This window comes from Embleya sp. NPDC050493 (genome assembly GCF_044458105.1).
Lineage (GTDB): Bacteria > Actinomycetota > Actinomycetes > Streptomycetales > Streptomycetaceae > Embleya.
The window spans coordinates 27,179-50,740 of record NZ_JBITHP010000033.1 but is presented as its reverse complement, the minus strand read 5'-3'; the positions used below and the strand labels follow the sequence as shown (position 1 = coordinate 50,740).

Annotated in this window: 23 protein-coding genes; 12 read left to right on the top strand and 11 right to left on the bottom strand. The window is 70.3% G+C overall.

Translation table 11 applies throughout. The annotated features are described in order from the left end of the window. Window positions 1–51: 51 nt before the first annotated feature. From ACIBM5_RS40135 to ACIBM5_RS40095, 9 genes are all read right to left on the bottom strand, one after another. Window positions 52–1,116 carry a hypothetical protein gene (locus ACIBM5_RS40135; RefSeq protein WP_396011629.1) on the bottom strand — a complete coding sequence of 355 codons (1,065 nt, stop codon included), beginning with the start codon at window positions 1,114–1,116 and terminating at the stop codon, window positions 52–54. A 223-nt stretch (window positions 1,117–1,339) separates the two neighbouring features. Further along, window positions 1,340–1,852 carry a hypothetical protein gene (locus ACIBM5_RS40130; protein WP_396011628.1) on the bottom strand — a complete coding sequence of 171 codons (513 nt, stop codon included), beginning with the start codon at window positions 1,850–1,852 and terminating at the stop codon, window positions 1,340–1,342. Window positions 1,853–1,875: 23 nt separating this feature from the next. Beyond that, window positions 1,876–3,129 (bottom strand): hypothetical protein, encoded by a 1,254-nt coding sequence (locus ACIBM5_RS40125; protein ID WP_396011627.1) that lies wholly within the window; start codon window positions 3,127–3,129, stop codon window positions 1,876–1,878. Next, a complete protein-coding gene (locus ACIBM5_RS40120; RefSeq protein WP_396011626.1) occupies window positions 3,126–3,572 on the bottom strand; it encodes a hypothetical protein in 447 nt (148 codons plus the stop codon). The genes ACIBM5_RS40125 and ACIBM5_RS40120 overlap by 4 nt, the downstream gene beginning before the upstream one ends. Before the next feature lie 164 nt (window positions 3,573–3,736). Next, entirely contained in the window at window positions 3,737–4,804 is a 1,068-nt protein-coding gene (locus ACIBM5_RS40115; protein ID WP_396011625.1) for a Zn-dependent alcohol dehydrogenase, read from the bottom strand. A 241-nt stretch (window positions 4,805–5,045) separates the two neighbouring features. After that, window positions 5,046–6,506 (bottom strand): hypothetical protein, encoded by a 1,461-nt coding sequence (locus ACIBM5_RS40110; RefSeq protein WP_396011624.1) that lies wholly within the window; start codon window positions 6,504–6,506, stop codon window positions 5,046–5,048. A 6-nt stretch (window positions 6,507–6,512) separates the two neighbouring features. Further along, window positions 6,513–7,922, bottom strand: coding sequence for a hypothetical protein (locus tag ACIBM5_RS40105; protein WP_396011623.1), 1,410 nt, complete (start codon window positions 7,920–7,922; stop codon window positions 6,513–6,515). 260 nt (window positions 7,923–8,182) lie between these two features. Then, window positions 8,183–8,515, bottom strand: coding sequence for a helix-turn-helix transcriptional regulator (locus ACIBM5_RS40100; protein WP_396011622.1), 333 nt, complete (start codon window positions 8,513–8,515; stop codon window positions 8,183–8,185). A 476-nt stretch (window positions 8,516–8,991) separates the two neighbouring features. Beyond that, window positions 8,992–9,918 carry a cyclase family protein gene (locus ACIBM5_RS40095; protein ID WP_396011621.1) on the bottom strand — a complete coding sequence of 309 codons (927 nt, stop codon included), beginning with the start codon at window positions 9,916–9,918 and terminating at the stop codon, window positions 8,992–8,994. Between the two features lie 393 nt (window positions 9,919–10,311). Between ACIBM5_RS40095 and ACIBM5_RS40090 the strand changes: the two genes are divergently transcribed. The 3 genes from ACIBM5_RS40090 to ACIBM5_RS40080 all read left to right on the top strand — a co-directional run bounded on the left by ACIBM5_RS40090 (window position 10,312) and on the right by ACIBM5_RS40080 (window position 13,298). Continuing rightward, entirely contained in the window at window positions 10,312–11,238 is a 927-nt protein-coding gene (locus ACIBM5_RS40090) for an SDR family oxidoreductase (protein ID WP_078976656.1), read from the top strand. Window positions 11,239–11,331: 93 nt separating this feature from the next. Next, complete coding sequence (locus ACIBM5_RS40085) at window positions 11,332–12,516, top strand: acyl-CoA dehydrogenase family protein (protein ID WP_396011620.1); 1,185 nt, start codon at window positions 11,332–11,334, stop codon at window positions 12,514–12,516. Continuing rightward, complete coding sequence (locus ACIBM5_RS40080) at window positions 12,513–13,298, top strand: SDR family oxidoreductase (RefSeq protein WP_391586512.1); 786 nt, start codon at window positions 12,513–12,515, stop codon at window positions 13,296–13,298. Before ACIBM5_RS40085 ends, ACIBM5_RS40080 begins: the two co-directional genes overlap by 4 nt. Window positions 13,299–13,438: 140 nt before the next feature. On the opposite strand, the gene ACIBM5_RS40075 is transcribed toward ACIBM5_RS40080, so the two are convergent. Further along, window positions 13,439–13,726, bottom strand: coding sequence for a hypothetical protein (locus ACIBM5_RS40075; RefSeq protein ID WP_391586511.1), 288 nt, complete (start codon window positions 13,724–13,726; stop codon window positions 13,439–13,441). A gap of 276 nt (window positions 13,727–14,002) precedes the next feature. On the opposite strand from ACIBM5_RS40075, the gene ACIBM5_RS40070 reads away from it, so the two are divergent. From ACIBM5_RS40070 to ACIBM5_RS40040, 7 genes are all read left to right on the top strand, one after another. Next, entirely contained in the window at window positions 14,003–15,184 is a 1,182-nt protein-coding gene (locus ACIBM5_RS40070; RefSeq protein ID WP_391586510.1) for an acyl-CoA dehydrogenase family protein, read from the top strand. 13 nt (window positions 15,185–15,197) lie between these two features. Further along, a complete protein-coding gene (locus ACIBM5_RS40065) occupies window positions 15,198–16,364 on the top strand; it encodes a CaiB/BaiF CoA transferase family protein (protein ID WP_391586509.1) in 1,167 nt (388 codons plus the stop codon). Next, window positions 16,361–16,888, top strand: coding sequence for a MaoC family dehydratase N-terminal domain-containing protein (locus tag ACIBM5_RS40060; RefSeq protein WP_391586508.1), 528 nt, complete (start codon window positions 16,361–16,363; stop codon window positions 16,886–16,888). The genes ACIBM5_RS40065 and ACIBM5_RS40060 overlap by 4 nt, the downstream gene beginning before the upstream one ends. Further along, complete coding sequence (locus ACIBM5_RS40055) at window positions 16,885–17,358, top strand: MaoC/PaaZ C-terminal domain-containing protein (protein WP_020549685.1); 474 nt, start codon at window positions 16,885–16,887, stop codon at window positions 17,356–17,358. The genes ACIBM5_RS40060 and ACIBM5_RS40055 overlap by 4 nt, the downstream gene beginning before the upstream one ends. 12 nt (window positions 17,359–17,370) lie before the next feature. After that, complete coding sequence (locus tag ACIBM5_RS40050; RefSeq protein ID WP_396011619.1) at window positions 17,371–18,510, top strand: acyl-CoA dehydrogenase family protein; 1,140 nt, start codon at window positions 17,371–17,373, stop codon at window positions 18,508–18,510. A gap of 527 nt (window positions 18,511–19,037) precedes the next feature. Continuing rightward, complete coding sequence (locus ACIBM5_RS40045) at window positions 19,038–19,739, top strand: hypothetical protein (RefSeq protein ID WP_396011618.1); 702 nt, start codon at window positions 19,038–19,040, stop codon at window positions 19,737–19,739. Beyond that, window positions 19,736–20,482 carry a hypothetical protein gene (locus tag ACIBM5_RS40040; protein ID WP_396011617.1) on the top strand — a complete coding sequence of 249 codons (747 nt, stop codon included), beginning with the start codon at window positions 19,736–19,738 and terminating at the stop codon, window positions 20,480–20,482. The genes ACIBM5_RS40045 and ACIBM5_RS40040 overlap by 4 nt, the downstream gene beginning before the upstream one ends. Before the next feature lie 40 nt (window positions 20,483–20,522). Here the strand turns inward: ACIBM5_RS40040 and ACIBM5_RS40035 are convergent, their stop codons facing one another. Continuing rightward, the gene (locus ACIBM5_RS40035; RefSeq protein ID WP_396011616.1) at window positions 20,523–21,086 is read right to left on the bottom strand and encodes a dihydrofolate reductase family protein; all 564 of its coding nucleotides are present in this window, start codon (window positions 21,084–21,086) and stop codon (window positions 20,523–20,525) included. Window positions 21,087–21,382: 296 nt separating this feature from the next. On the opposite strand from ACIBM5_RS40035, the gene ACIBM5_RS40030 reads away from it, so the two are divergent. After that, window positions 21,383–22,255 (top strand): GyrI-like domain-containing protein, encoded by an 873-nt coding sequence (locus ACIBM5_RS40030; RefSeq protein WP_396011615.1) that lies wholly within the window; start codon window positions 21,383–21,385, stop codon window positions 22,253–22,255. Between the two features lie 414 nt (window positions 22,256–22,669). Beyond that, window positions 22,670–23,404 carry a DUF4232 domain-containing protein gene (locus ACIBM5_RS40025; protein WP_396011614.1) on the top strand — a complete coding sequence of 245 codons (735 nt, stop codon included), beginning with the start codon at window positions 22,670–22,672 and terminating at the stop codon, window positions 23,402–23,404. Window positions 23,405–23,562 lie beyond the last annotated feature (158 nt).

The window sequence follows — 23,562 nt, the reverse complement described above, 5'->3', positions numbered from 1 at the left end:
ATCGCATGGCAGCTTGTCACGGCCCGCATCCGCGGGCCGTGGACACCCGGCCTAGTCGCCGTCCGGCCACAGCCGCGGGGGTGCGACCTTGGCCAGGTACGCCTGGGTCTCGGCGCCGTCCAAGAGCGCTTCGAGGGTGAGGTCGCCGGTGATGTGCGGGTAGAAGCGGCTCGCGTTCCAAGTCCGTTCGTACGTCGGCGGGTCCAGTACGAGTACGCGCTCGCCGTCCACGATCGGAATGTCCGCCGGGCAGCCCTCGTTCCAGATCCACGCGCCGTCCGCGCCGGCCAGATTGAACGCGCCGGTCGTCGTCGGCGCGCTGTCCGGGTCGAACGCCGCGTCCCGGGACGCCGCCACCGCCTCGGCCGACGGCGGGTCGCCCGCGATGTGCCCGCCGCCGATGAGGATGTGCCGGATCAGCGTGTGCAGTTGGAAGTTGTCGCCGATGCGGGTGACCCGCATCCGGTAGCCCGTCCCCGTCGGCCGATGCAGCACGACCAACGGCTCGTCGTCGAACATCTTGAGCAGATAGCGCAGGCACTTGAGGTCCGCGTCGCCGAGCGCGGCCTCCTCGGCCGACGCGACGAGCGTGCCGTCGGCCTGTGCCGCCCGGCGTATCTCCTCGTGCGACAGCATCGCAACGGCCGCCATCTCCCACAGCGGCAACTGCATCCACGCGGACACGGCGGCGAACCGTCCCTCGTCCAGTCCGCCCGCCGAAGCCGCAACGCGTTCGATTACCTCGCCCAGGGCGAGATGGTCGCGCTCGGGCAGGTCGTCGCCGACCGCCTCCGCCCACAGCGCGGGGAAGCCCGCGACGTCGCGCAGGGCGTCCCGCACACCGGCGAGAACCGGTCCCGAACACGCCTGCGGATCCGCGCCGTTCTCCACACAGGCGCCGATCATGACGGCGAGGATCGCTCCCGCCCCCAGAGGGGTTCGCGGCAACAGGGCGGCCAGTCGCGGCCCCACCTCGGCGCTGCTCTTCGGCTTCGCCTCCTCGAACGCGTCGCGCAGTTGCCCGTACGCCTCGTTCAACAGGACGTCGTCCCGCTCCGCCAAGGCCCGTTCGAGTCGGTCGACCGCCGTGTTCAAGCCACGCCCGCGAAAGATCATCCACGCAACGTAGCGACCCGCACCGTCATTGCCATGCGCATGCGGCAATCGGGCGATGCGCCTCGCCCCGGCCGGCTTCGGCCGGCTGCCGCCCGGCCACCTCACCCGGTGCCGCGCGCCCGGTGGCAATCGGCACCGGACGCACTCGCCCACGGCAAAGCGCCCCACTCGTCGGAAGCGATCGGCGCGCCGGGTCACGACGGCGCGCGAGCGAGGAATGGAGTCAGTTGAAGGCGTCGATATACACCGAGCAATTCCCAGGCGCCGCCGGTGTCTGCACCAGCATCCTGGTGAATCCCTTGCCTTCACGGGAATAGGCCACTGTGGAACCGATATCCGGACGCCAGCCGTGCCTCGTGGCAAAGTCCCGGACGTACCTGTTGTCGACATCATCCACAGCAGTCGGGGCGCCCGGCTTCGCCTCGGCAAGCACGGCCGGAACCGCCCCACAGGGGATCCGATAGGTGAGCGACAAGCTCGTCCCCATCATGTTTCCCCCGGCGGAGAAGTGAACATCGACGGCCTCCACCGGAAGGGTGGTGCCGGTCAGCCGCAACGACTTCTTCAGGGAAAAACTGGGATCGCTCCCCGCATCGGCACGCGAATCATGTCGGTCCGGCGCCCATGGATGCCAACGATGGATCTGGTACACCCCCATCGTCACGAGGCTCAGAACCAGCATCCCGACCAGAAAAGCGGCACCCAAGAACAAGGCCCGGGAAACGGAATCCTTCACCCTGCGCACCGCACCACCAAGGTTCACGACCCGGGCTGCGGAGCCGCATAGAACGTCGTGCTGCCGACGATATCAAAATCGTGCGCCAGCCCCGTCTCGTTGAGCCGAGCCAAATCGTTCTGAGGCACACCCTTGATATCACCCCGGGGCACGCCGCCCTCCGGATTCCCCCAGTTGTAGCGCTTGTAGATATCCACCCGCACCTGCCCCACCGGTTTCCCGTCGACCATTTTGAAATCGGATCCGACGATCCGGTACTGATAACCGTTCATCGTGTAGTACCAGTCGAGCAGCTGCTTCTGACTTCCGGCCGACTCGGGGGCTTTCATATCATGATAGATACTCCCCTGTTGCCACCCGGTATCGAAGCTCCCCTTCGGGCCGGCGGAGAGGATGGTCTGCGTCACCAACTTCTGGAGGGCGGGATTCTGATTGATCAGCTCCTTCGCGTCGAACTGGACGTCCTGCCCGTTCCCTTCGAGCCAGTTCTTCATGTAGGAGGCCGCACGCGGATTGTCGAAATACGCGTCCTGCCCGGCAACCATGGCCTTCGCGGCCAGGCGCGTCGCCTGGTCCTTGGCGGTCGGGTCGGTTACGTCGAACTCGCGTTTGGGACCTGTGTCCTCCCGGTTGACCGGTGGCTTCGTGAAGTAGGGCGGAATGGTGCTCGACCCCGCCGGGGTCATCGTGTTGCGGTCCGGCAGGTGATCGGCGAAGCCGCGGATCTGCTTGGCGAACGTTCCGGCCGATTCGTCGTGCTGCTTCTTCAGGCCCTCCGCGGCCTTGATGATGCCCTCCAATTCGTCCTCCGCCCGATCCACGGCCTGTTTGGCCAGGCCGTGACGTTGCAGGAGGGCTTCGAGGTCGCCGCCGGAGCGGGTGACGATCTCGGTGAAGCCCAGATCGACGTCCGGGTTCGCCTTCGCCTCCTTCACCCGGGCTCGGGCCGCCACTGCCTGAGCCTCCAGGGTCGTTCGCGAGCGCTGGTACTCGGCGAGGAGGTACGACCACTCACCCAGCGTGTGGTCGACACCGTTCAGGGCGTCGTGCATGATCCACACTTCCGGGTAGATCCCCTGGACCGCGTCGTGGCAGCTTGCGCCGGCCAAACCGGTCCACGCTCCGGGATCGCGCAGCGTGCGCTCCAGTTCCGCCCGCACGGTGCCCAGTTGCCCCGCCGCCTGACGCACCTTCTCGGCCAGCTGACCGATCGCCGGCACCAGCCCCGGAGTCGGGTCGAACCGTAACCCGGGAAACTCCTTCGAGGCCGAGCTCATGCGAACGCCCCACCGATCCGACTCCGCCCCGGAGTCGTGGGCGGTGCGCTCGACGGCACGGATTTGCCATGTGGATCCAGGATGGAACGAAGCGGAGACCCGGGTTCCGCCGGCGACGCGGGGGGCATCGGGGGCGACGTCGGAGCGCCGCCGGCAAGCCGAGTCATGGAAGCACCCACATGCTCTTCGGTCACCCCGTATGCGGCTTTGGATTGATCGACCGCCGACCGGAACTCGCCGATCCGGCCACGGAATTCCTTGACCCGCTTATCCCACTTTTGCTTGAAATGGTCGCACGCGGTATCAAGATCCTTGTGCCCGGTCCGGATCGGACCCGTCTCGTGCAGTGCTTCGAGTGCCGCGTCCGTGGCGCGGGTCGAGCCGTCGAACGCGGTTGTCAACGCGTCCAGCCAGCCGAAGTCCACCGAAAACCGTTCAGCCATCACACACCCCCCGGTCAGTGCGAAGAGCCGATTGTATCCCGTCGATTGCACAGGGCAACCAAATCCGGTCGATCTGACGAGGTGCGGGCCCCGTACGCCGAAGCGCGCCCCTCGGCGTGAGGAGCGCGCTTCGCACGGAAGGTGATCCGACGACCGATGCCGGGTCAGAAGACGAAGACGCCTCGCGCGATTTTGCCCGCCTCCGCGTCCTCGACCGCGTGGTGGAAGTCGTCCAACGCGTAGGTCCGGGTGACCAGTTCGTCGAGCTTGAGGCCGCCGGTCCGGTACAGGTCGGCGTAGCGCGCGATGTCGTACTGCGGGCGGGAGGAGCCGTAGCGGCAGCCCATGATCGACTTGTCCAGGAACATCGAGGACACGTGGAAGGACGCCTCGGCGTCCGACGGCGCGACGCCCAGGATGATCGCCTGGCCGGCCCGCCCGAGCATGTCGATCGCGTTGCGGATCACCGCGACGTGCCCGACGCACTCGAACGCGTGGTCCACGCCGCCCGGCACCAGGGCCTGAACCGCCTTGACCGAGTCCTCGACCGCCCGCGCGTCGACGAAGTCGGTCGCGCCGAACTCGCGCGCCACCTCCTCCTTCGCCGGGTTCGCGTCCACGGCCACGATCCGCACCGCGCCCGCGAGCTTCGCGCCCTGGATCACGTTGAGGCCGATGCCCCCGGTGCCGATCACCGCGACGGTGTCGCCGGGCTGTACCTTCGCCCGGTTCAGCACCGCACCCACGCCGGTCAGCACACCGCACCCGATCAGCGCGGCGGACGCGAGCGGGATGTCCTTGGGGATCTTGACCGCCTGGACGCCCTTGACCACGATCTTCTCCGCGAACACCGACAGGCCCGCGAAGTTGTAGACCGGCTTGCCGCCGCGCGTGAACGGCTGGTTGAGCTGGCCGAAGCTCTTGGCGCACATGGTCGGCCGGCCGCGGTCGCACTCGCGGCACGCACCGCACGAGGCGAGCGTGGACAGCGCCACGTGGTCGCCGGGCTTGACGTGCGACACCAACTCGCCGACGGCCTCCACGACACCCGCACCCTCGTGTCCGAGCACGACCGGAGGCGGGAAGGGGATGGTGCCGTTGATCACCGAGATGTCGCTGTGGCACAGACCGGCAGCGCCGATCTTCACCAGGACCTCGTTGGCCCCGGGTGCACGCACCTCGAGGTCATCGACGATCGAGGCTTCCTTGCCGTCGAAAAGAACGCCCTTCACCGGTTCCTCCTCCATCGGAAATGGGCTGACGAGCCGGGGCGCTCGACGGCTTACCGGCCGGACCGGCTCCGGAGCTCAAGCGCGCACGCGTACCCGCGCGGCACTCTAGCCCGGAACTGATGAGCAGTCAGCCGGTTGTGACAGTCCTCTCGTCACCCCCCGAAACCGCCTCTGAGCAGCCCGTCGATCACACACGTGTCGCATCGACGCACGGTTCACCACCCTTGCCGGCACGGCCACTTCACACCCCGCGCGGCACGCCGGCGGCATCCAGGATCCGATGCATCACCTCGACCGGCAGCGCCGGATTGCGCGCGGCGTACGGGCCGAGTTCGGGATCGTCCAGCAGCACAAGCAAGCGATCCACCGGCACCGCCGGATGCCGCGCGAGCGCCGTCCGCACACATCGCTCCGGATCCGCGAGCAGGCCGAGCACCACCTCCGCCGAGGCCCCCGGATCACGCAGCACGAGTTCCCGCATGCCGGGATCGGGATCACCCGCGAACCGCGCGAGCCCGTGCGTCGGGAAGCCGGGGCGATACGTCAGCCGATTCCGGTGGCAACCGTGAAAGTCCCGATACGCCCGCAGCAGCAACTCCGGTGCAACACCCACCTGGTGACGACAGGTCAGCACCCGCACCCCGAGATCCGGGTCCACGGCCAGGGCGTCGCGCAGCTCGTCGGCAAGTGCACCCGCGTCCGACCGGGCACGCCCTTGCCCACCCGAGCACGCCGCGCGGCGCCGCAGTGCGGGATGCCGTGAGCGCGCCCACTCCTCCGGCGTCCCCACCAGGCACCGCGGCACGAGTTGCATCGGGTCGTCCAAGTCCGCCAATGCGGGCACCTCGTAGTCGATAGCGGCCCGCTGACCTTCCGTCAACTCCGGCCGAATCGACACCCGATAGCGAATACGCGGATCGGGATCCCGGGCGAGCACCGCGACCAGATCGGCCGGCAGATGCGAATTCCCGGCGGCGTAGGGCCGGTAGTGCGGGGGCGCGTCGCCCAGGACGATGCGTTCGGCGTCGGCGCGGGTAAGCGGGCGGTGGGAGATGAAGAACTCGCTGCCTCGGCCGGTCGGTGACCAGTCGATGTCGGTCAGGCATCGGCGTACGTCGAAGGCCGCGCGCCTCGCCCGACGGCGCACCCCACGCACGGGGTCCAGGGTCAGCGCCACCCGATCGACCATCACGTGGCTCTCCCACCACCAGCACGCCATCAACCGCAGTTCCGCCTCCGGTCGCCGGGCGAACGACCGGTAGATGTGCGAGGGCGTGTCCGGGGAGGCCACGAGTTCCTGCATCATCTCGTCCCGGGTCAGCAGATCACCGTCGGGATCGCCCTCGGACCACATCACATGCGAAAGAAACCGCGCGTACGCATCGTCCGGCAGCGGTCGCGGATCCCCGTCCGGATGCCGGCCCCCGCGAACCGTCCACACGGCCACCACTCGGTCCGGATCGGTGACCAACCGCGCCCGCTGCACCGGATCCACATGCGGATTGCCGGCCAACGCCATCCGCACCCGGCGATCGGGATGCCCGACCATCACCTCGATCACCTCCTGCGGGAAGGCCGTCGCCTCGGCAAGCCCGTTGCAGGCCACCCGCCCCAACTCACCCGTCAACGCCCGTAACAAAGCCTCCCCCGGCACCGCCGGATTCCCGAGCACACCCGCAACCAGCCCATCGATCCCCGACATCGCCCGTCACCCCCGGCCCGGAACGCCCGTCGCGTCCAGGATTCGGTGCATCGCCTCGACCGGAAGCGCCGGGTTACGCGCCGCGTGCGGTGCGAGTTCGGCGTCGGCGAGCAGCGTGAGCAGATGTTCGGTCGGCACTGCCGGATGCCGTGCGAGGGTGGTTCGTACGCAACGCTCCGGGTCGGCGAGCAGCCCGAGCACCACCTCGGCCGGCGCCTGCGGGTCGAGCACGACGAGTTCGCGCATGGCCGGGTCCGGGTCGGCCGCGAATCGGGCGAGCCCGTGGGCGGGAAAGCCCGGCCGGTAGGTCAGCCGCCACCGATGGCGACCGCGAAACTCCCGATACGCGCGCAACAGGTCCTCGGCCGGCACGCCGATCTGGTGACGGCACGTCAGAACCCGTACGCCCATGTCCGGGTCGGCCAGCAGCCCGTCCCGCACCTCGTCCGGCAGTCCCGGCGCACACGCCGCCTGCCGCCGCCGCACCGGGTGCGCGGAGCGCGCGTAGTCGACGGGCGATTGGGATGGGGCCAGGTACGGATACCACGCGACCTCGTCGAGGTCGGTCAACTCCGGCACTCGATAGTCGATCGCGGCGCGCTCCTCCTCGGTCAGCTCGGGCCGAAGCGAGACCCTGTCCCGGACGTACGGATCCTCGTCCCGAGCCAGGACGGCTACCAGGTCCGGCGGCAGGTGCGGGTTCCCGGCCAGCGCGCTGCGGTAGTGGTCCGGGCAGTCCTCCCCTCGAACCACCCGCTCCATCACCTCCCGTTCCACGAGCCGACTGCTGAAGACCCAACTGTGGCCCCAGTTCTCGGGATTCCAATCGATATCGATCCCGGCGTAGACCTCCGCGTCGTCTTCGGCCACCTCCCGAGCCTCCGCGCGCACGTCCGGGTCCGGGTCGGTCAGCAGCGCGGCCCGATCCTCGGCCGACAGGCCGAGCACGAACCGGGCCGCGAACCGGCGCAGCCCCGGCTGGGGATGCCGGGCGAGCGCCTGTCGCAACCGATGCGGCATGCTTGCGCACCGATTCATCGCCTCCAACAGCCCCAGTTCATCCCAGGGTTGGTCCTCACGCGCGACGTTCGCCCACTGCCGAGCGGCGAAGAACGCCTCGTAGGCGGCATCCGGCAGCGGTCTCGGCTCGCCGTCGGGGTGCGTGCGGTATCCGAAGAGATTCGCGAGCACCACCCTGCGCCGATCGTGCACGAGCCGACCTCGTTGCTCGGCGTCGATGTACGGATTCGCGGCGACTGCGGCCCGCACACTCTGATCCGAGTGCACGAGCATCACCTCCACCACGTCCCGGGGCAGGCCCGGCGCGTGGCGGAAGGCCCGTCGCAGTGGTTCGTCCTCGGTGCTCAGGAGCACCCGGAGCAGCACCGCGCTCGGTACCGCCGGATTCTTGATCACGCATTCCGCGAGAGATCGTGTCCCGAACATTCAGTCCCCCGTCACCTCACACCCCGGAGGAACAGCCTGCCGGCTCGGGCCGTTTTCGGAGCTTCACGACGATCGTGCCCGGCAACCTTCAGCCGCCCGCGGCGCCGAGGGCAGAGGGCATCGCCTCGATGCTCGGAATGCCCACGACGCCCGGGATCCACGGCCTCACCGCAACCGAAATGGCGAACCCTCCTCCCCGCCACCGACCCGCCCGAGTCGGTTCATCCGCCTCAAGCAGCGTGCGGCGTGAAGACGACGGTCGATGTGTCCTCGTCCAGGGCGATGTTCAACGATGCGTCGAGCGCCTTCGCCAGGCGGGCGAGCAGCGGGAGGGTCGGCACCGTGCCGCCGAGTTCGAGCTGGGAGATCTGCGGCTGGGTCATGTCCGCCCGCTTGCCGAGTTCGCTCTGCGAGATGCCCAGCTCGGTCCGCCGATCCCGAACCGCTCGGCCGAGCACCGAAGCCATGCGGATCTCCGCGCGCATGGACTGGACCTCGGGCGATTCGATGTCGCCGGCCACAAGCCTCCAGTCCCGAGTGAGCTTCCAGCGCGTGTGGCTCATGAGGATCCTCCTTCGCGCAAGGATCATCCGGATACAAGTGTATAGCCGGGCATCCGAGGCCCGGCGGCCGCGCGCGGCAGCCGCGGAGAGGGTGACCTCCGCGAGTGCCGGCGCGCCGTCCGAGTCCGGTGGAGGCCTGGCGTCGCCGTGGCGCGATGGCGGATGTACGGACGAATCGTGATCGGGGAAGGGAAATCGGTGCCCACAGGATATTGACGCCTCGTCCGACACTGATCACCCTGAGTGTGGCGGTCGTTCGCGAGGGGACGACGAGGCGCCCGGGAAGTGCCCCGGGTTTCCTCGACGAAGTGGGACCGTCATCGTTCCGGGCCTCGTCGCGGTGCCCGGAGCGCACGCGGGCCCCGGGACAGGACAATCCTGTCCGGGGCCCGCATGCCGTCCGGTCTACGCGTGTTCGAGGGCCGCGCCCGACCCGGGCCGGATGCCGACCCGACGCACGCCGCCGCTTCCCGGACCTACTTGATCGCCACCGGGTTCACCGGTGTGCCGACGCCGCCCACGAAGGGCTCCGGCGAGGCCTCCAGGAAGAACTCGTACACGCCGTCCGCGGCGCAGTCCTCGGACAGCTCCTCCAGGTTCCAGTTCTGCCCCTGGAGCATGCCCATCTCCACCAGGTGCAGCGCGTGCACGGCCATGAAGCAGTCCTCGATCTCCGGCGGGAAGACCTCGAACGTCACGGTGTCGTTGGCCACCGCCGCGACATCGCGCGCGTGGAACCACTCGGGCGTGCGCACCGACAGGCCCGGGCCGTAGAAGTACATGTCCTTCTCGCCCGCGAAGTACTGCCGGATCTGCCCGGTGCGCACCAGCACGATGTCGCCCGCGCGCACCTTCACGTTGCCGAACTCCTCGGCCGCCTCCAGGTCCGCGGGGGTCACCGCGTACTCCGGGGGCAGGATGTCCACGCCCTTGGCCCGGGCCACGTCCAGCAGCACGCCGCGCGAGACCAGCGTCTTCACGTTGTGGATGCCGAGCCGGCGGGCACCCTCCTCCGCGGTGACCGTCTCCTTGGCCGAGTGGCCGTTGTACAGCCGGTCGTCGTAGGTCGCGTGGGTCAGCCCGTCCCAGTGCGTGCCCGCCTGGATGCCCATCACCACCGAGTCGTCGCTGGTGGCCACCGTGCCGGGGCCGAACACCTCGTGGTTGACCAGGAACGTGGTGCGCTTGGGGTTGTCCCGGCCCGGGATCATCCCGTTCTGGATCCCGTCCTCGCGCAGCTCCACGGCCAGCGAGAAGCGCTTGCCGGTACGCACGCAGGCCGCCGCGGCCTTGACCACGTCGGCCGTGATCAGGTTCACCGTCCCGATCTCGTCCTCCTGGCCCCACCGGCCCCAGTTGTTCACGCGTGCGGCCAGTTCATGGAACTCGGGGGGCAGCGACATGGGGGAGCCTCCTCCAGGCGGTGGTGACACGTGCCGATGAGCACGAATACCGACAGGCGCACTCTCGGAAGCCGACGACCGCGCTGTCAAGTGTTGTCAAGAACTGTGCATGGTGCTGTGTGCTGCGGCACTCTACCCAGGAAAACTAACGGATCGTCAGATAATGTCGAGAGGGCGTTCTCACAGGCCGCGCACCTTGCGTCCGCAAGGCGGCAAGGCCGCGACGTCGCGCACGCCTGCCCGGGTCCCGCCCGCGCAGGCGCGCGAAGCAGAGCGGTCGAAGCGGCTCGGGTCGCACCGACCGCGGAGCGCGCCACGACCGACCCGACCTGGGCCTCGGCCCTCGATTTCCGGGGCCTACCGACGAGGCCACCGACAAGGAGCGGACAACACATGGGTGACTTCCTCACGGGCAAGGTAATCGCGGTCACCGGCGCCGGCCGGGGCATCGGCCGCGCCGTCGCCCTCGCCGCCGCCGCGCACGGCGCCAAGGTGGTCGTGAACGACTACGGCGTCGCGATGGACGGCAGCGCGCCGACCAGCGAGGTCGCCGACGCCGTGGTGAAGGAGATCGAGGCGCTCGGCGGCGAGGCCGTCGCCGTCGCCGACTCCGTGGCCACGATGGAGGGCGGCGCCCGCATCGTGCAGGCCGGCGTCGAGAAGTGGGGCCGGATCGACGGTGTCGTCACCGTCGCGGGCAACCTGCGCGAGCGCATGCTCTTCAACATGACCGAGGACGAGTGGGACAGCGTCATCGCGACCCACCTCAAGGGCACCTTCACCGTCGTGCAGGCCGCGTCCAAGGTGATGAAGACCCAGGGCTTCGGCTCGATCGTCGGCTTCACCTCCGGCGTGTACGCGCTCGGTTCGGTCGCCCAGGCCAACTACGCCGCGGCCAAGGGCGGCATCGTCTCGTTCGTGCGCTCCGCCGCGCTGGGCCTGAACAAGTACGGCGTCAACGCCAACTGCGTCGCGCCGGTGGCCCGGACCCGGATGTCCGAGGGCGTCCCGCAGACGCTCAAGGAGATCGGCGACCCCGAGGACGTCGCCGAGCTGGTGGTGTTCCTGCTCTCCGACCACGCCAAGAACATCACCGGTCAGGTGTACACGACCGCGGGCCCCAAGATCGCGTTGTGGGACCAGCCGCACGAGATCAAGACGATGTACGCGGCCGACCGCTGGACGGCCGAGGAGATCGCCGAGAAGCTGCCCACCCAGATCGGCCAGGACCCGATGCCGGTGCTCGCCCAGCTCAAGGAGTACGCGGCCGCCGCGGCGAAGAAGAAGGCCGCCGAGGCCGCTGCCGCCGCCGGCAACTGACCCAGCCCTCGGCAGGCGTCACCCGCGCGGGGTCCGGTGTCCCCAAACCCCGCGCGTGGCCGCCGACCCTCGGAAGACGAGATTGGACACGCTGTGGATTTCCGGTACAGCGCCGAGGACGAGGAGTTCCGGGCCGAGGTCCGCGAGTGGCTCCGGGAGAACCTCTCCGGTGAGTTCGCCGCGGCCGTCGGTACCGGCGGTCCCGGCAGCGAGCACGAGCACTTCGAGATCCGTCGGGCCTGGGAACTGCGCCTGGGCGAGGGCGGCTGGATCGGCCTGGACTGGCCCAGGCGGTACGGGGGGCGCGAGGCGTCCCTGATGCAGCAGGTGATCTTCGGCGAGGAGTACGCCCGCGCGCAGGCGCCCGGTCGGGTCAACCACATGGGCGAGAACCTGCTCGGCCCGACCGTGCTCGCGTTCGGCACCGACGAGCAGAAGGCCCGCTTCCTGCCCGCCATCGCGCGCGGCGAGGAACTGTGGTGCCAGGGCTACTCCGAGCCGGGCGCCGGCTCCGACCTGGCCAACCTGCGCACCACCGCGACCATCGACCCGGAGACCGGCGACTGGCTGATCACCGGTCAGAAGGTGTGGACCTCGCTCGCGCACGAGGCGAACTGGTGCTTCGTGCTGGCCCGCACCGATCCCGCGTCGCAGCGGCACAAGGGCATCACCTTCCTGCTCGCGCCGATGGACCAGCCCGGCATCGAGATCCGCCCGATCGTCCAGCTCACCGGCACCAGCGAGTTCAACGAGGTGTTCTTCGACAACGCCCGGGCCGGCGCCGAGCACGTGGTCGGCGAGGTCGGCGCGGGCTGGGGCGTGGCGATGGGTCTGCTCGCGTTCGAGCGCGGGGTGTCCACGCTGGCCCAGCAGATCGGCTTCGAGATCGAGTTGGACCGGGTGGTCGCCCAGGCCAAGGCGAACGGCGCGATCGAGGACCCGGTACTGCGCGATCGGCTGTTGCAGAGCTGGATCGACCTGAAGGTGCTGCGCTGCAACGCGCTGCGCACGCTCGGCTCGCCCGACCCCGGCGCCGCGTCGGTGGCCAAGCTGGTGTGGGCCGGTTGGCATCAGCGCCTGGGCACGCTCGCGATGGACGTGGCCGGCGTCGAGGCCACCCTGGCCGCCGAGGCCCCGTACGAACTGTCCGCCGCACAGCGCCTGTTCCTGTTCACCAAGTCCGACACCATCTACGGCGGGTCGAACGAGGTGCAGCGCAACATCATCGCCGAGCGCGTCCTCGGCATGCCCCGTGAACCGCGAGGAGACGCCAAGTGAGCCCCACCCCCGCCCCCGCCTACGTCGAGGGCCACGGCCTGCTGGCCGGCAAGACCGTGCTGATCACCGCCGCGGCGGGCACCGGGATCGGCTTCGCGGCGGCCAAGCGTGCCGCCGAGGAGGGCGCCGTGATCGCGATCAGCGACAAGCACGAGCGCCGACTCGGCGAGGCCGCCGACGAACTCGCCAAGCTGATCGGGACCCGGCCGCTCGCCGTCCCGTGCGACGTCACGGTCGAGGAGGACGTGCAGAACCTGATCGACACGGCCGCGCGCGAACTCGGCGGCATCGACGTGCTGATCAACAACGCCGGGCTCGGTGGCGAGGCCAACCTCGTCGACATGACCGACGCGCAGTGGGACCTGGTCATGAACGTGACCCTGAACGGCACGTTCCGCTGCACCCGGGCGGCGCTGCGGCACATGCAGCCGCGCGGCAAGGGTGTGATCGTCAACAACGCCTCGGTGCTGGGTTGGCGGGCGCAGAAGGGCCAGGCGCACTACGCCGCGGCCAAGGCCGGCGTGATGGCGCTGACCCGTTGCTCCGCCGTGGAGGCGGCCGAGTTCGGTGTACGGGTCAACGCGGTCGCGCCGAGCATCGCGATGCACGCGTTCCTGGCCAAAGCCTCATCCGAGGAGTTGCTCGAAGAGCTCTCCTCGCGCGAGGCGTTCGGCCGCGCGGCCGAGCCGTGGGAGGTCGCGAACGTGATGGTCTTCCTCGCCTCGGACTACTCCTCGTACATGACCGGCGAAGTCGTCTCGGTCAGCTCGCAACGCGCCTGACGGCACGACGGGCCCGACCATCCCACGCTCTCGCCTGACGACCCGTCATCTCACCGACACCGAACGCCACAACGCATCCTGACGACACGTCACCTCGCGCGGCGACCCAGCGCACCGCGCGCCGCCTCGCTGACGCGTCGTCAATAGCGGCGCCTGGGCCCGGGTATCAGTCCCCGCAGGGACCGGCCCGGGCTTTCGCGCGCGCCGGCCCGATCCGGACCGTGCACACCGGCCCGATCCGGCCCGCGGCTGCCGCGGGCGAGGAAGTCGAGGATGTCGGGCAGCAGTTCGCCGACCCGATACGGCGGCCCCCCGGCCTCGCCGTCGACCGGTTCCGGGCGGTCCGCGTCATCCGGCCCGTAGGCCGACCACTCGACCTCGCACCATGGGTGCTCCCGACCACATTGCGGGCAAGCATTTCCGCTCATGTCCACCCACGATAGGTGGTCGATCGCGGACGCGCCGTAACTTTTCCGGACTTGTCCAGAACCGGTCCGTCGGTCGCGCCCGGATCACGCCCGGCGCGCACGCGGGAGCGGGCCGCGAGCGAGACGGGGCCCACACATCTATTGCCGACCGCCACTCGAAATGAACCCTGGCCGGTGTTACTTTGATCTGACTATCCGTCAGGTTCTGTGCCGGCTGCCTCACCTGCACGTACACAGGTGAGGCTGCCGGCATGGGCGCGCCCCGAAAGGCGACCCGTGGACTTCGACTTCTCCCCCGACCAGACCGCGTTCAGCGAGACGGTCGAGCGGTTTCTCGACGCCAATCCCGACCCTGAAGTGTTCGATGTCACCCGGGAGAACATGGCCCAGGTCGTCGACACCCCCGCCCGCCGCGCCTACATGCGCAAGATGGCCGACCAAGGCTGGCTCGGCATCACCTGGCCCGAGGAATGGGGCGGCCAGGACGGCGACGGGGTCTACGAATACCTGCTCAACGAAGCCCTCGCCGGGCGCGGTGGACCGCAGATCGGCAAGGGCGTCGGCATCATCGGCAAGACCCTGCTCGCGCACGGCAGCGACAAGCTCAAGGCCGAGTTCCTGCCCAAGATCCTCAAGAACGAGGTCGAGTTCGCGGTCGGCTACAGCGAGCCGGAAGCCGGCTCCGACGCCGCCTCGATGAAGCTGCGCGCGGTCCGCGACGGCGAGGGCTGGCGGCTCAACGGCCAGAAGACCTGGACCACCTCCGCGCACTTCGCCGAGTGGTACTGGGTCGGCGCGCGCACCGACCCCGACGCGCCCAAGCACCACGGCATCACCCTGTTCCTGGTGCCGATGGACCACCCGGGCATCACCGTCCGGGGCATCTGGACGATGGGCGACGAGCGCACCAACGACGTCTTCTTCGACGACGTGTGGGTCTCCGACGAATACGTGGTCGGCGAGCTGAACAAGGGCTTCCAGTACATCTCCCAGGCACTGGACCTGGAACGCTTCACGATGTTCTCGTTCGCCCCGATCCAGCAGCGGCTGAACGTGCTCACCGAGTACGTCAAGGAGGCCACCCGCGACGACGAGCCGCTGCGCGAGGACCCGATCGTGCGCAAGCAGCTCGCCACGCTGGTCACCGAGGCCGCCGTCGCCCGCCTGCTCGGCCTGCGCGTGGTGGCCGCCGCGGCCGGTGGCGGAAAACCGCCCACGGTCGAGGCGTCCGGCTACAAGCTGTACGCCACCGAGCTGTCCAAGCGGCTCGCGAACGCGTCGATGGACATCGCCTCGCCGGGCACCCAGCTGCGGGTGGGCACCGAGGACGCGCCGATGACCGGTCGCGCCGACTCGACCTACCGCTACACCGTGCTCGACACCATCGGCGGCGGCACCTCCGAGGTGCAGAAGAACATCATCGCCCGCCGCGGTCTCGGCCTTCCCAAGAACTTCTGACGGGGCCGCGGTCATGTCCGGAGAGTTCCTGGAAGGCGTCACGGTGCTGGACCTCGCGAGCGTGGGCCCCGCCGCCCGCGCCTCGCGCTGGTTGGCGGACTACGGGGCCGAGGTGATCAAGGTCGGCCCGGTCCCGGCCAAGAGCGGCGTGCAGATCGCGCCGCCCTACTACTCGTACAGCGCGCATCGGCGGATGAAGCGCGTGCTGGTCGACATGAAGGCGCCCGAGGGCCGCGAGGCGTTCCTGACCCTGGTCGAGGGCGCCGACGTGGTGATCGAGAGCTTCCGCCCGGGTGTGGTGGACCGGCTGGGCATCGGTCCGGAGGCGGTCGCGGCGCGCAATCCGTCCATCGTCTACTGCTCGACGTCCGGCTTCGGTCAGGACGGCCCGCACGCCCAGCAGGCCGGGCACGACCTGAACTACCTGGGCGTGGGCGGCTTCCTGCACATGTCCGGCCCCGGCCCGGACGGCGGTCCGCCGATCCCGGGCGCGACCGTGGCGGACAGCGCGGGCGGCGGGATGCACGCGGTGATCGCGATCATGGGCGCGCTGTTCCGCCGGCAGCGCACCGGCGAGGGCGCCCGCCTGGACGTCTCGGTGGCCGACGGCATGCTCGCGCTGATGGCGCTGGGCGTGGACGAATACCTGGCCACCGGCGTCGAACCGGAGCCCCGGCACGGCATCCTGACCGGCCGCTACGCGTGCTACGACACCTATCGCGCTCGGGACGGCAAGTGGCTGGCGGTGGCCGCGATCGAGGGCCGCTTCTGGGCGAACCTGTGCCGGTTGACCGGGCTGGACAAGTGGGCACCGCGTCAGCTCGACGACGACGCCCAGGACGCGATCCGGGCCGATCTGGCGGCGGCCTTCGCCACCCGCGACCGGGACGACTGGGTGGCCGAGCTGGCCCCCGCCGACACCTGCGTGTCGGCGGTGCTGTCCGTACCGGAACTGCTGGCGGACCCGCAGTACCTGGCCCGCGGCGCGTTCGCCACCGCCGAGCACCCGGTCCAGGGCGAGTTCCGCCAGGTGGGGCCGGTGCTGGCCGGCCAGCAGGCGCCCACGGACCCGTACCCGGTGCGGGACTCCGGGATCACCGACACCGACGAGCTGCTCGCCGCGGCCGGGCTGGGCCCGCACCGCATCGCCGAGCTTCGCGCTTCAGGAGTGGTCGCATGACGGCACAAGACACCGCGCTGCCCGAGGACGTGGCGGCGCTCATCGGCAAGGTCCAGTACGAGAAGCGGGGTGACTTCCCCGCCGAGCGCGGCTACATCTGGACCTCGTGCGCATCGGTGCAGAACGGCAACCCGCTGTTCTGGGACGAGGCGGTCGCCGAGGAACTGACCGGCGGCCCGATCGCCCCGCTGAGCCTGCTGTCCGCATGGGCCCGGCCGCACTACTGGGCGCCCGGCGCGGAGGGCGAGCAACTCTCCCTCCAGGTGCACTTCGACCTCAAGATCCGCTTCGAACTGCCCGAGGCGATCATGACCGACAACACCAACGTGTTCTACGAACCGGTGCGCCTCGGTGACATCGTGACGTCGCGTCAGGTGCTGAAGTCGGTGAGTCCGGAAAAGCGCACCAAGCTCGGGATCGGCCGCTTCTGGGTGATCGACGTCGAGTACCACAACCAGGACGGCGCCCTGCTGGGCACCGAGTCCTACACGGGCTACGGCTACCGGCGGGAGGCCACCGGATGAGCGACCTGACCCTCGATCAGCTGGCCAAGGGCGACGCACTGCCCACGTTCGGCGTGGACGTCACCGCGACCACGGTCATCCTGGGCGCACTGGCCAGCCGCGACTGGCGGCCGATGCACCACGACTACAAGTTCGCGGTCGAGCGCCAGGGCGTGCAGGACATCTTCCTGAACACCCCGAACCAGGCCGCCTGGTTCGAGCGCTACCTCAACGACTGGACCGGCCCGAAGGGCCGGATCGGCCGGATGGTGTTCCGAATGACCAAGCCGGTCTTCCCGGGCGACCACATGCTGCTCACCGGCACGGTGGACGACGTCTCGGTGGACGAGGCCGGTTGCGGCTGGGTCCGCGCCGAGATCTCGCTGACCGTGGACGGCGCGGCCCGCACCACGGCCACCGCGCGAATCGCGTTGCCCACCACCCCCGACGACAACCCGTGGGACCGGCGCGGCGAGCGCTGGAAGCCCTAGAGGAGACGCGCGATGGACCTCGATTTCACCCAGGAACAGGACATCCTCCGGGAGACCGTGCGCGGCCTGACGGCCCGGCACGCCGACCTCGGTGTCGTTCGCGAATTGGAGAACGACCCGGTCGGGTACCCCGCGGACTTCTGGAAGAAGCTCGGCGAGTCCGGCCTGACCGGCCTGACGCTGCCCGAGAAGTGGGGCGGGTCGGAGATGACCACGCTCGACGCGGCCGTGGTCTACCAGGAGTTCGGGCGTTCGCTCGCGCCGACTCCGCACTTCGTCAGCTCGGTCCTGGTCGGCGGCGTCCTCGCCGCGGCCGGATCCGACGACCAGCGGCAGAAGTACCTGCCCGGCATCGCGGCCGGCACCACCATCGCGAGCGTGGCGTGGCTGGAGCCGGACCGCGGCTACGGCGGCAAGGGCGTCGCGCTGGCCGCCCGCGCGGACGGCGACGCATATCTGCTGTCCGGCACCAAGCGGCACGTCGCATACGCGTCGGCGGCCGACGTGCTGCTCGTGCTCGCCCGTACCGGCACCGCGGGCACCCCGGGCGACCCGGCCCAGGGCATCTCGCTGTTCCTGGTCGACCCGAAGGCGTCGGGGGTGACCCTCACCCAGCAGCAGACGATCGCCTCGGACACCCAGTACCGAGTCGACCTCGCGGACGTGCGCGGCGAGTTGGTCGGCTCGGCCGGAGCCGGCTGGCCGATCTGGTCGGACGTACTGCACGACGGCCTGATCCTGCTCGCGGCCCAGGCCGTCGGCGGCGCCAAGCGCGCCCTGGAGATCACCGTCGAATACGCCAAGCACCGCAAGCAGTTCGACAAGCCGCTCGGCGCCTTCCAGGCGATCGCGCACAACCTGGCCGACGCCTCGACCGCCGTGGACGGCGCCGAGACCCTGGTCTGGGAGGCCGCCTGGTCCCGGGACAAGAGCCGCGACACCGCGCGCCTGGCCCCGATGGCCAAGCTCTTCGCCGCCCGCACCTACCGCGAGGTCACCGACCTGGCGGTGCACGTGCACGGCGGCATGGGCTTCACCCTGGAGTGCGACGTACAGCTGTACTTCCGCCGCGCCAAGTCGCTCCAGCTCAACTGGTGGGACGACCGCTACCTGGAGGAACTGATCGCGGCCGACGTCCTCGACAAGGGCTGAACCCCGCGCCGGGGCCCACCGCGACGCCACGACACACCCCCGGCAACACCGCACCACCCGAAGGCGGCCCCCGACCCACACCGGGAGCCGCCTTCGTCGTGGGGACGCTGCGAGACACCGCCCGTGCGCAAGCAACAGGCCGCTGCCCCAGTCCGGAGCACCCCGTGTCGAACCGTGCACGGCACCACCGACCCGGCTTCCATCCCGCGCTGCACACCCGCCCAGCCCTGACCCGACCCGGCCGCGTAGCGGCCGAGCACCCCGGCGCGCAGCGAACGGACCCACCCCGGCCACGGAGTGGACGAGCAGCCCGGACACGACCCACCCGCACGCCACCCCGGCCGCGTAGCGGCCGAGTCTCCGCCACCCGGCACAGCTGCGCCCGCCGATCACCCCCACGCAATCCGACCCACCACCCGCGCCGCCCGCGCAGCGCATCGCACACACCCCACGGTCACGGATCACTCGAAAGTGGGGTTTCGAGGCATTCGTCCGAGTGTGTCGCCCGTCATCGTCACCCTGATGCCATGGGCAACCTTCGGCGTTCGGCTCGACGTGCGGCTCGACGTGCCGCTCGGTGTCTGCTGGTGGCGTGTGTCGGCCTGCCGGCCGTGGCCGGCTGCGGCGAAGCCTTCGCCGACGAACGCATCACGGTAACCGTGGAAACCGGCCCCGGTCCGGCCGAACCCACGGGCCCACGTACGGAGGTGCACACCGGCCGGGTGCACGTGGTGTACCACCCCGGGGTGGTGACCTCCGTCCGGCTCGGCGACGACGTCGCGGTGACCGTGCGTCCCGGCTGCGGATGCCCGACCGAACCGCCACCGCCCACCGCCACCCGACCGCCCCCACCGCCACCGCCGCCGCCCTCACGGCCCCGGCCTTCGGCCCCCGCACCGACGGTGACCAAGGCGACCGAACGCGCCCCCGTCGCCCCGACCCCGACCCGGCCGCCTCCGGCCGCGCCTGCCCGCCCGTACATCCCGGTCGTCCTGATCAGGCCGGTCGTCCCGGTCGTCCCGCTGCCCCGGCCGCCGAGTCCCCCCGCATCGGTGGCCGAACGGCCGCCCACGCCAAGGCCGGTGCGGATCGCCGCCGCGCCGCCGGACGACGATCCGTCACCCCCCGGCTTCGCGGACGGGATCGGACCGGCCCTGATCGTGTCGATCCTCCCCGCCGCGCTCGCGGCACTGCTGCCCCATCCCGGCAGACGAGGAGCGCGCTCGTGATCACCTGGATTCTCGGTGCCCTGGTCGGCGCCGGCATCGCAGCGGGAGCCCTCGTCCTCCTCAGCCGCAGCGAGCACGCCAAGGCGAGCGGGGTCGACGGTCAACTGCTGTCCTTCTGTGGCGGAGCCGTGCTGTCCTCCTTCGTGTTGCTGACGAGCTTTCAGATCGTCGGGGCGTGGGAACTCCAGTCCACGGTCCGCCAACACGCGAGCGACGAGGCCCGCGTACTGACCAAGACCTACGCGGCGGCGGGCAGGCTTCCGGCGCCGGACCGCGATGCGGTTCGCGCCGGGCTGCGCGACTACACCCGCACGGTGATCGACAAGGAATGGCCGGCGATGGCCGACAAGCACGACAGCCCGCTCGCGTGGCGACAGCTCGACGTGATCGCGGCCCGCGTCGCCGCCGCCTCCGCCACGGCGCACGACACGGCCGCCGACACCGAGGCGGCCGTGGCCGACCTGTACGTCAAACGCCATGCACGGCTCGCCGATCCGGCCGCGGTCGCACCGTTCGTGCTACCGGTCGCCATGGTCGTCGCCGGCGTGTTCGCGATCGTCTTCCCGGCCCTGGTCGGCCCGACCACGGATCGCCGCCACGTCGTCGCACTCGCCTTCGTCGGCGCGATCGTCGCCTTCGGCATCCTGTTCGTCCTGCAACTGCGCAGCCCGTACACCGACCCCCTCGCCGTACACCCGAGCGCCTTCCGCGTCGCCCTGACCCGCTACACCCAACTGGGCTGACCCACGAGGCCCGCCCGGCGCCTCGCCCTCCCCGCCGGGCCTATCGCCGCGCCGCGTAGTGCAAAAGCACGACCCCGTTACCGAAGCCCCGGGTCTCCGCGAGCCGCAGATCGGTCGTGCCCTCCATCGGCCGGAACATCGGCCTGCCGCGTCCGATCAACACCGGATGCACGTAGACCCGGTACTCGTCGATCAGGTCGAGCCGCCTGAAGGTCGCGGCCAGGTCGGCGCCCCCGAGCACCAGATCCCCGCCCGGCTCGGCCTGCAGTGCCCTGATCTCCTCGACCACCACGTCCCGCTTGATCGTGGTGTTCCAATCCGCGCGCTCCAGGGTCCGCGAGAACACGATCTTCGGCATGTCCCGCCAGATCCCGGCGAATTCGACCATGGCCGCCGTACTCGCCGGATCGGCGTCCGCCGTCGGCCAGAAGTCCGCCATGAGCTGATGGGTGACCCGCCCGCTGAGAAACGCACCCATCGTGCCGAGCCACTCGTTGAAGTGCAGATGCAGCTCCTCGTCGACGCGATGCCAGCCGATGTCGTGGTTCGGCCCCTCCATGAAGCCGTCCAGGGACACCGACATGGAGTAGACGATCTTCCGCATCACAGGCACCTCATCGATCTCGTCCGAGACCGGGCGGCCTCCCCCGAGCGACTCCCCACGGCCCGCACCGGTTATGCCGACCGCGGTCACAGCGCCCCAAAGTCGCAGGTGGCCCGCAGTCGCAGGGACGCCGGTCGCAGGTGACCCGCAGTCGCGGGGCCCCGCGGCAGACGACCGCGGTCGCACGTGACCTGCGGTGGCGCCCGTCCACCCGACCGAACCGGGCACGGAATGTCGGGTCCGACAGGCGTGCCCCTTCCTAACGTGGTGCTCGCAAGCGAGGGAAGGAGTCCGTGGTGCTGGAAGGGCTGAACCGGGCACTGGATCACATCGAGGCGCACCTCCACGAACAGCTCGACATCGGCGAGGCGGCCCGGATCGCGGCGACGTCGGAGTACCACTTCCGCCGGCTGTTCTCCGCCCTGGCCGGGATGCCGCTGTCGGAGTACGTGCGACGCAGGCGGCTCACACTGGCCGGCGCCGAGGTACTCGCCGGCGAGCGGACCCTGCTGGAGATCGCGGTGCGCTACGGCTACACCTCGGGCGAGGCGTTCGCCCGGGCGTTCCGCACGGTGCACGGCGTGGGACCCGGCGAGGTCCGGCAGACCGGTGCGGCGCTGTACTCCCAGCCACGGATGTCCTTCCGCCTCATCGTGGAAGGAAGCAGCAGCATGCAATATCGGATCGTACGCAAGGACGCGTTCCACGTGGTCGGCAAGAAGGCCCGTGTCCCCCTCGTCCACGAGGGCGTGAACCCGGCGATCGCCGAGTTCGTCCGGGGCATCGCCCGGGAGACGACCGACCGCATCAAGTCCCTGTCCGACCAGGACCCGGACGGGATCGTCGCGGTCACCGACGACATCGACCCCAGCCGCGCCGAGGGCACCGAACTCGACTACTACCACGGGGTGGTGACGAGCACTCAGGTCCCCGTACCCGAGGGCCTCGACACACTGACCGTCCCGGCCGGCATCTGGGCGGTGTTCGAGAACTCCGGCCCCTATCCGCAGGCACTCCAATACCTGTGGCGCGACATCTTCACCCAGTGGTTCCCGTCCAACCCGTACCGGAGCCGCCCGGGCCCGGAGATCCTCCGGGTCCGCCCGTCGGCCGACGGCACCACGGCGGACGCGGCGCTGTGGATCCCGGTGGAACCGGCCACGCCCTGAACCGAGTTCGGGCATCGAAGCGCAGGAGCGATGCCGAGGTCCGCCGACCCGGGGCCCCTCCGCGTCGCTCACCCCGTCGACGTGGAGGGGCTCTTCGCGCGGGGCTGCGTGTTACCGGGCCGTGGGTGGGACGGCGGCTGCGCCGCAGGTCCGCCAAACGGTTGTAACACTGTCCGTCGGATCGAGCCGTGGTGGCTGTGACCAGGGCAAATGTCGTGTTGGCGGGGCGCCGGGCGGGGTGGGGCGGGGCGCTTCTCGTTCCTTCTCGTGACCATGTCACCGGTCTGCGACAGCGGTGTCGTGGTGCGACGACTCGGGTATCGCCGGGGCCGGCGGCTCGGCCAGGGTGGTCGAGCAGGCACCGAGGGGCCGAGAGCGTTTCGGCTCCAACCACCGCATACCAAGGGGTCGTTCATGTTCCGCAACCGTCGCACCGCCCTCCTCGTCTCCGCGGCCGTCCTCGGCGGCGCGATGTTGACGACGGCGTGCCAGGACACGGACTCGAACTCGAACACGGGGGCCGCGCAGGGCTCCTCGCCCGTCGCCCCGCCGGCCGCCCCGCCCGGGGCGTCGACCACCGGCGGCAACGGAGGCGGCAACCCGGGAGGCAGCGGGGGCGGCGGCGGGACCGAACCCGCCGGGAAGGTCACCCCCGGGAAGGACTCCGCCGGGAAGAGCTCCGGCGGACAGGGCACGACCACCGGCGGCGGGGGCGGTGGCGACAACAGCTCGATCGGCAAGTGCCGCACCGACGACCTGAGGGCCACCGCCCAGGACGCCACCATCGGCGGCGACAACGAACTCACCGTCGCCGTGACGTTCAAGAACATCGGCCACAACTGCACGATGTCCGGATTCGCGGGTGTCGACCTCCAGACCGCCAAGGGGCCCCTGTCCGCGAAGCGCGTGGGCGCCCCGGCCGACCCGTTCACCCTCAAGAGCGACACGTCGGTGTCCTTCGGCATCACCTACCCCTCCGGTGCCACCGGCGACTACGGCGTCAAGATCACGGGCCTGGAGGTCACCCCGCCCGGAGAGACCAAGTCGATCACCCTGCGCTGGCCCGGCACCCCCACCCTGCCGGTCATCGACGGCGCCGGCTCCCCGGTCGACGTCGGCCCCATCGGCAGCGCCGGCCAGGGCGGCTGACCACCCGACTCGACAGACCGATCAAGAACTCGGGCGCGGGCCCCCCCCCCCCCCCGGGGGGGGGGGCCCCCCCCCCGGGGGGGGGGGGTCGCTGGGCGGGTGTATGCGGGGCGGGGGGGGCCGGGGCACCCCCCGTCCCGCGCGGGGGGCGGGGTAGG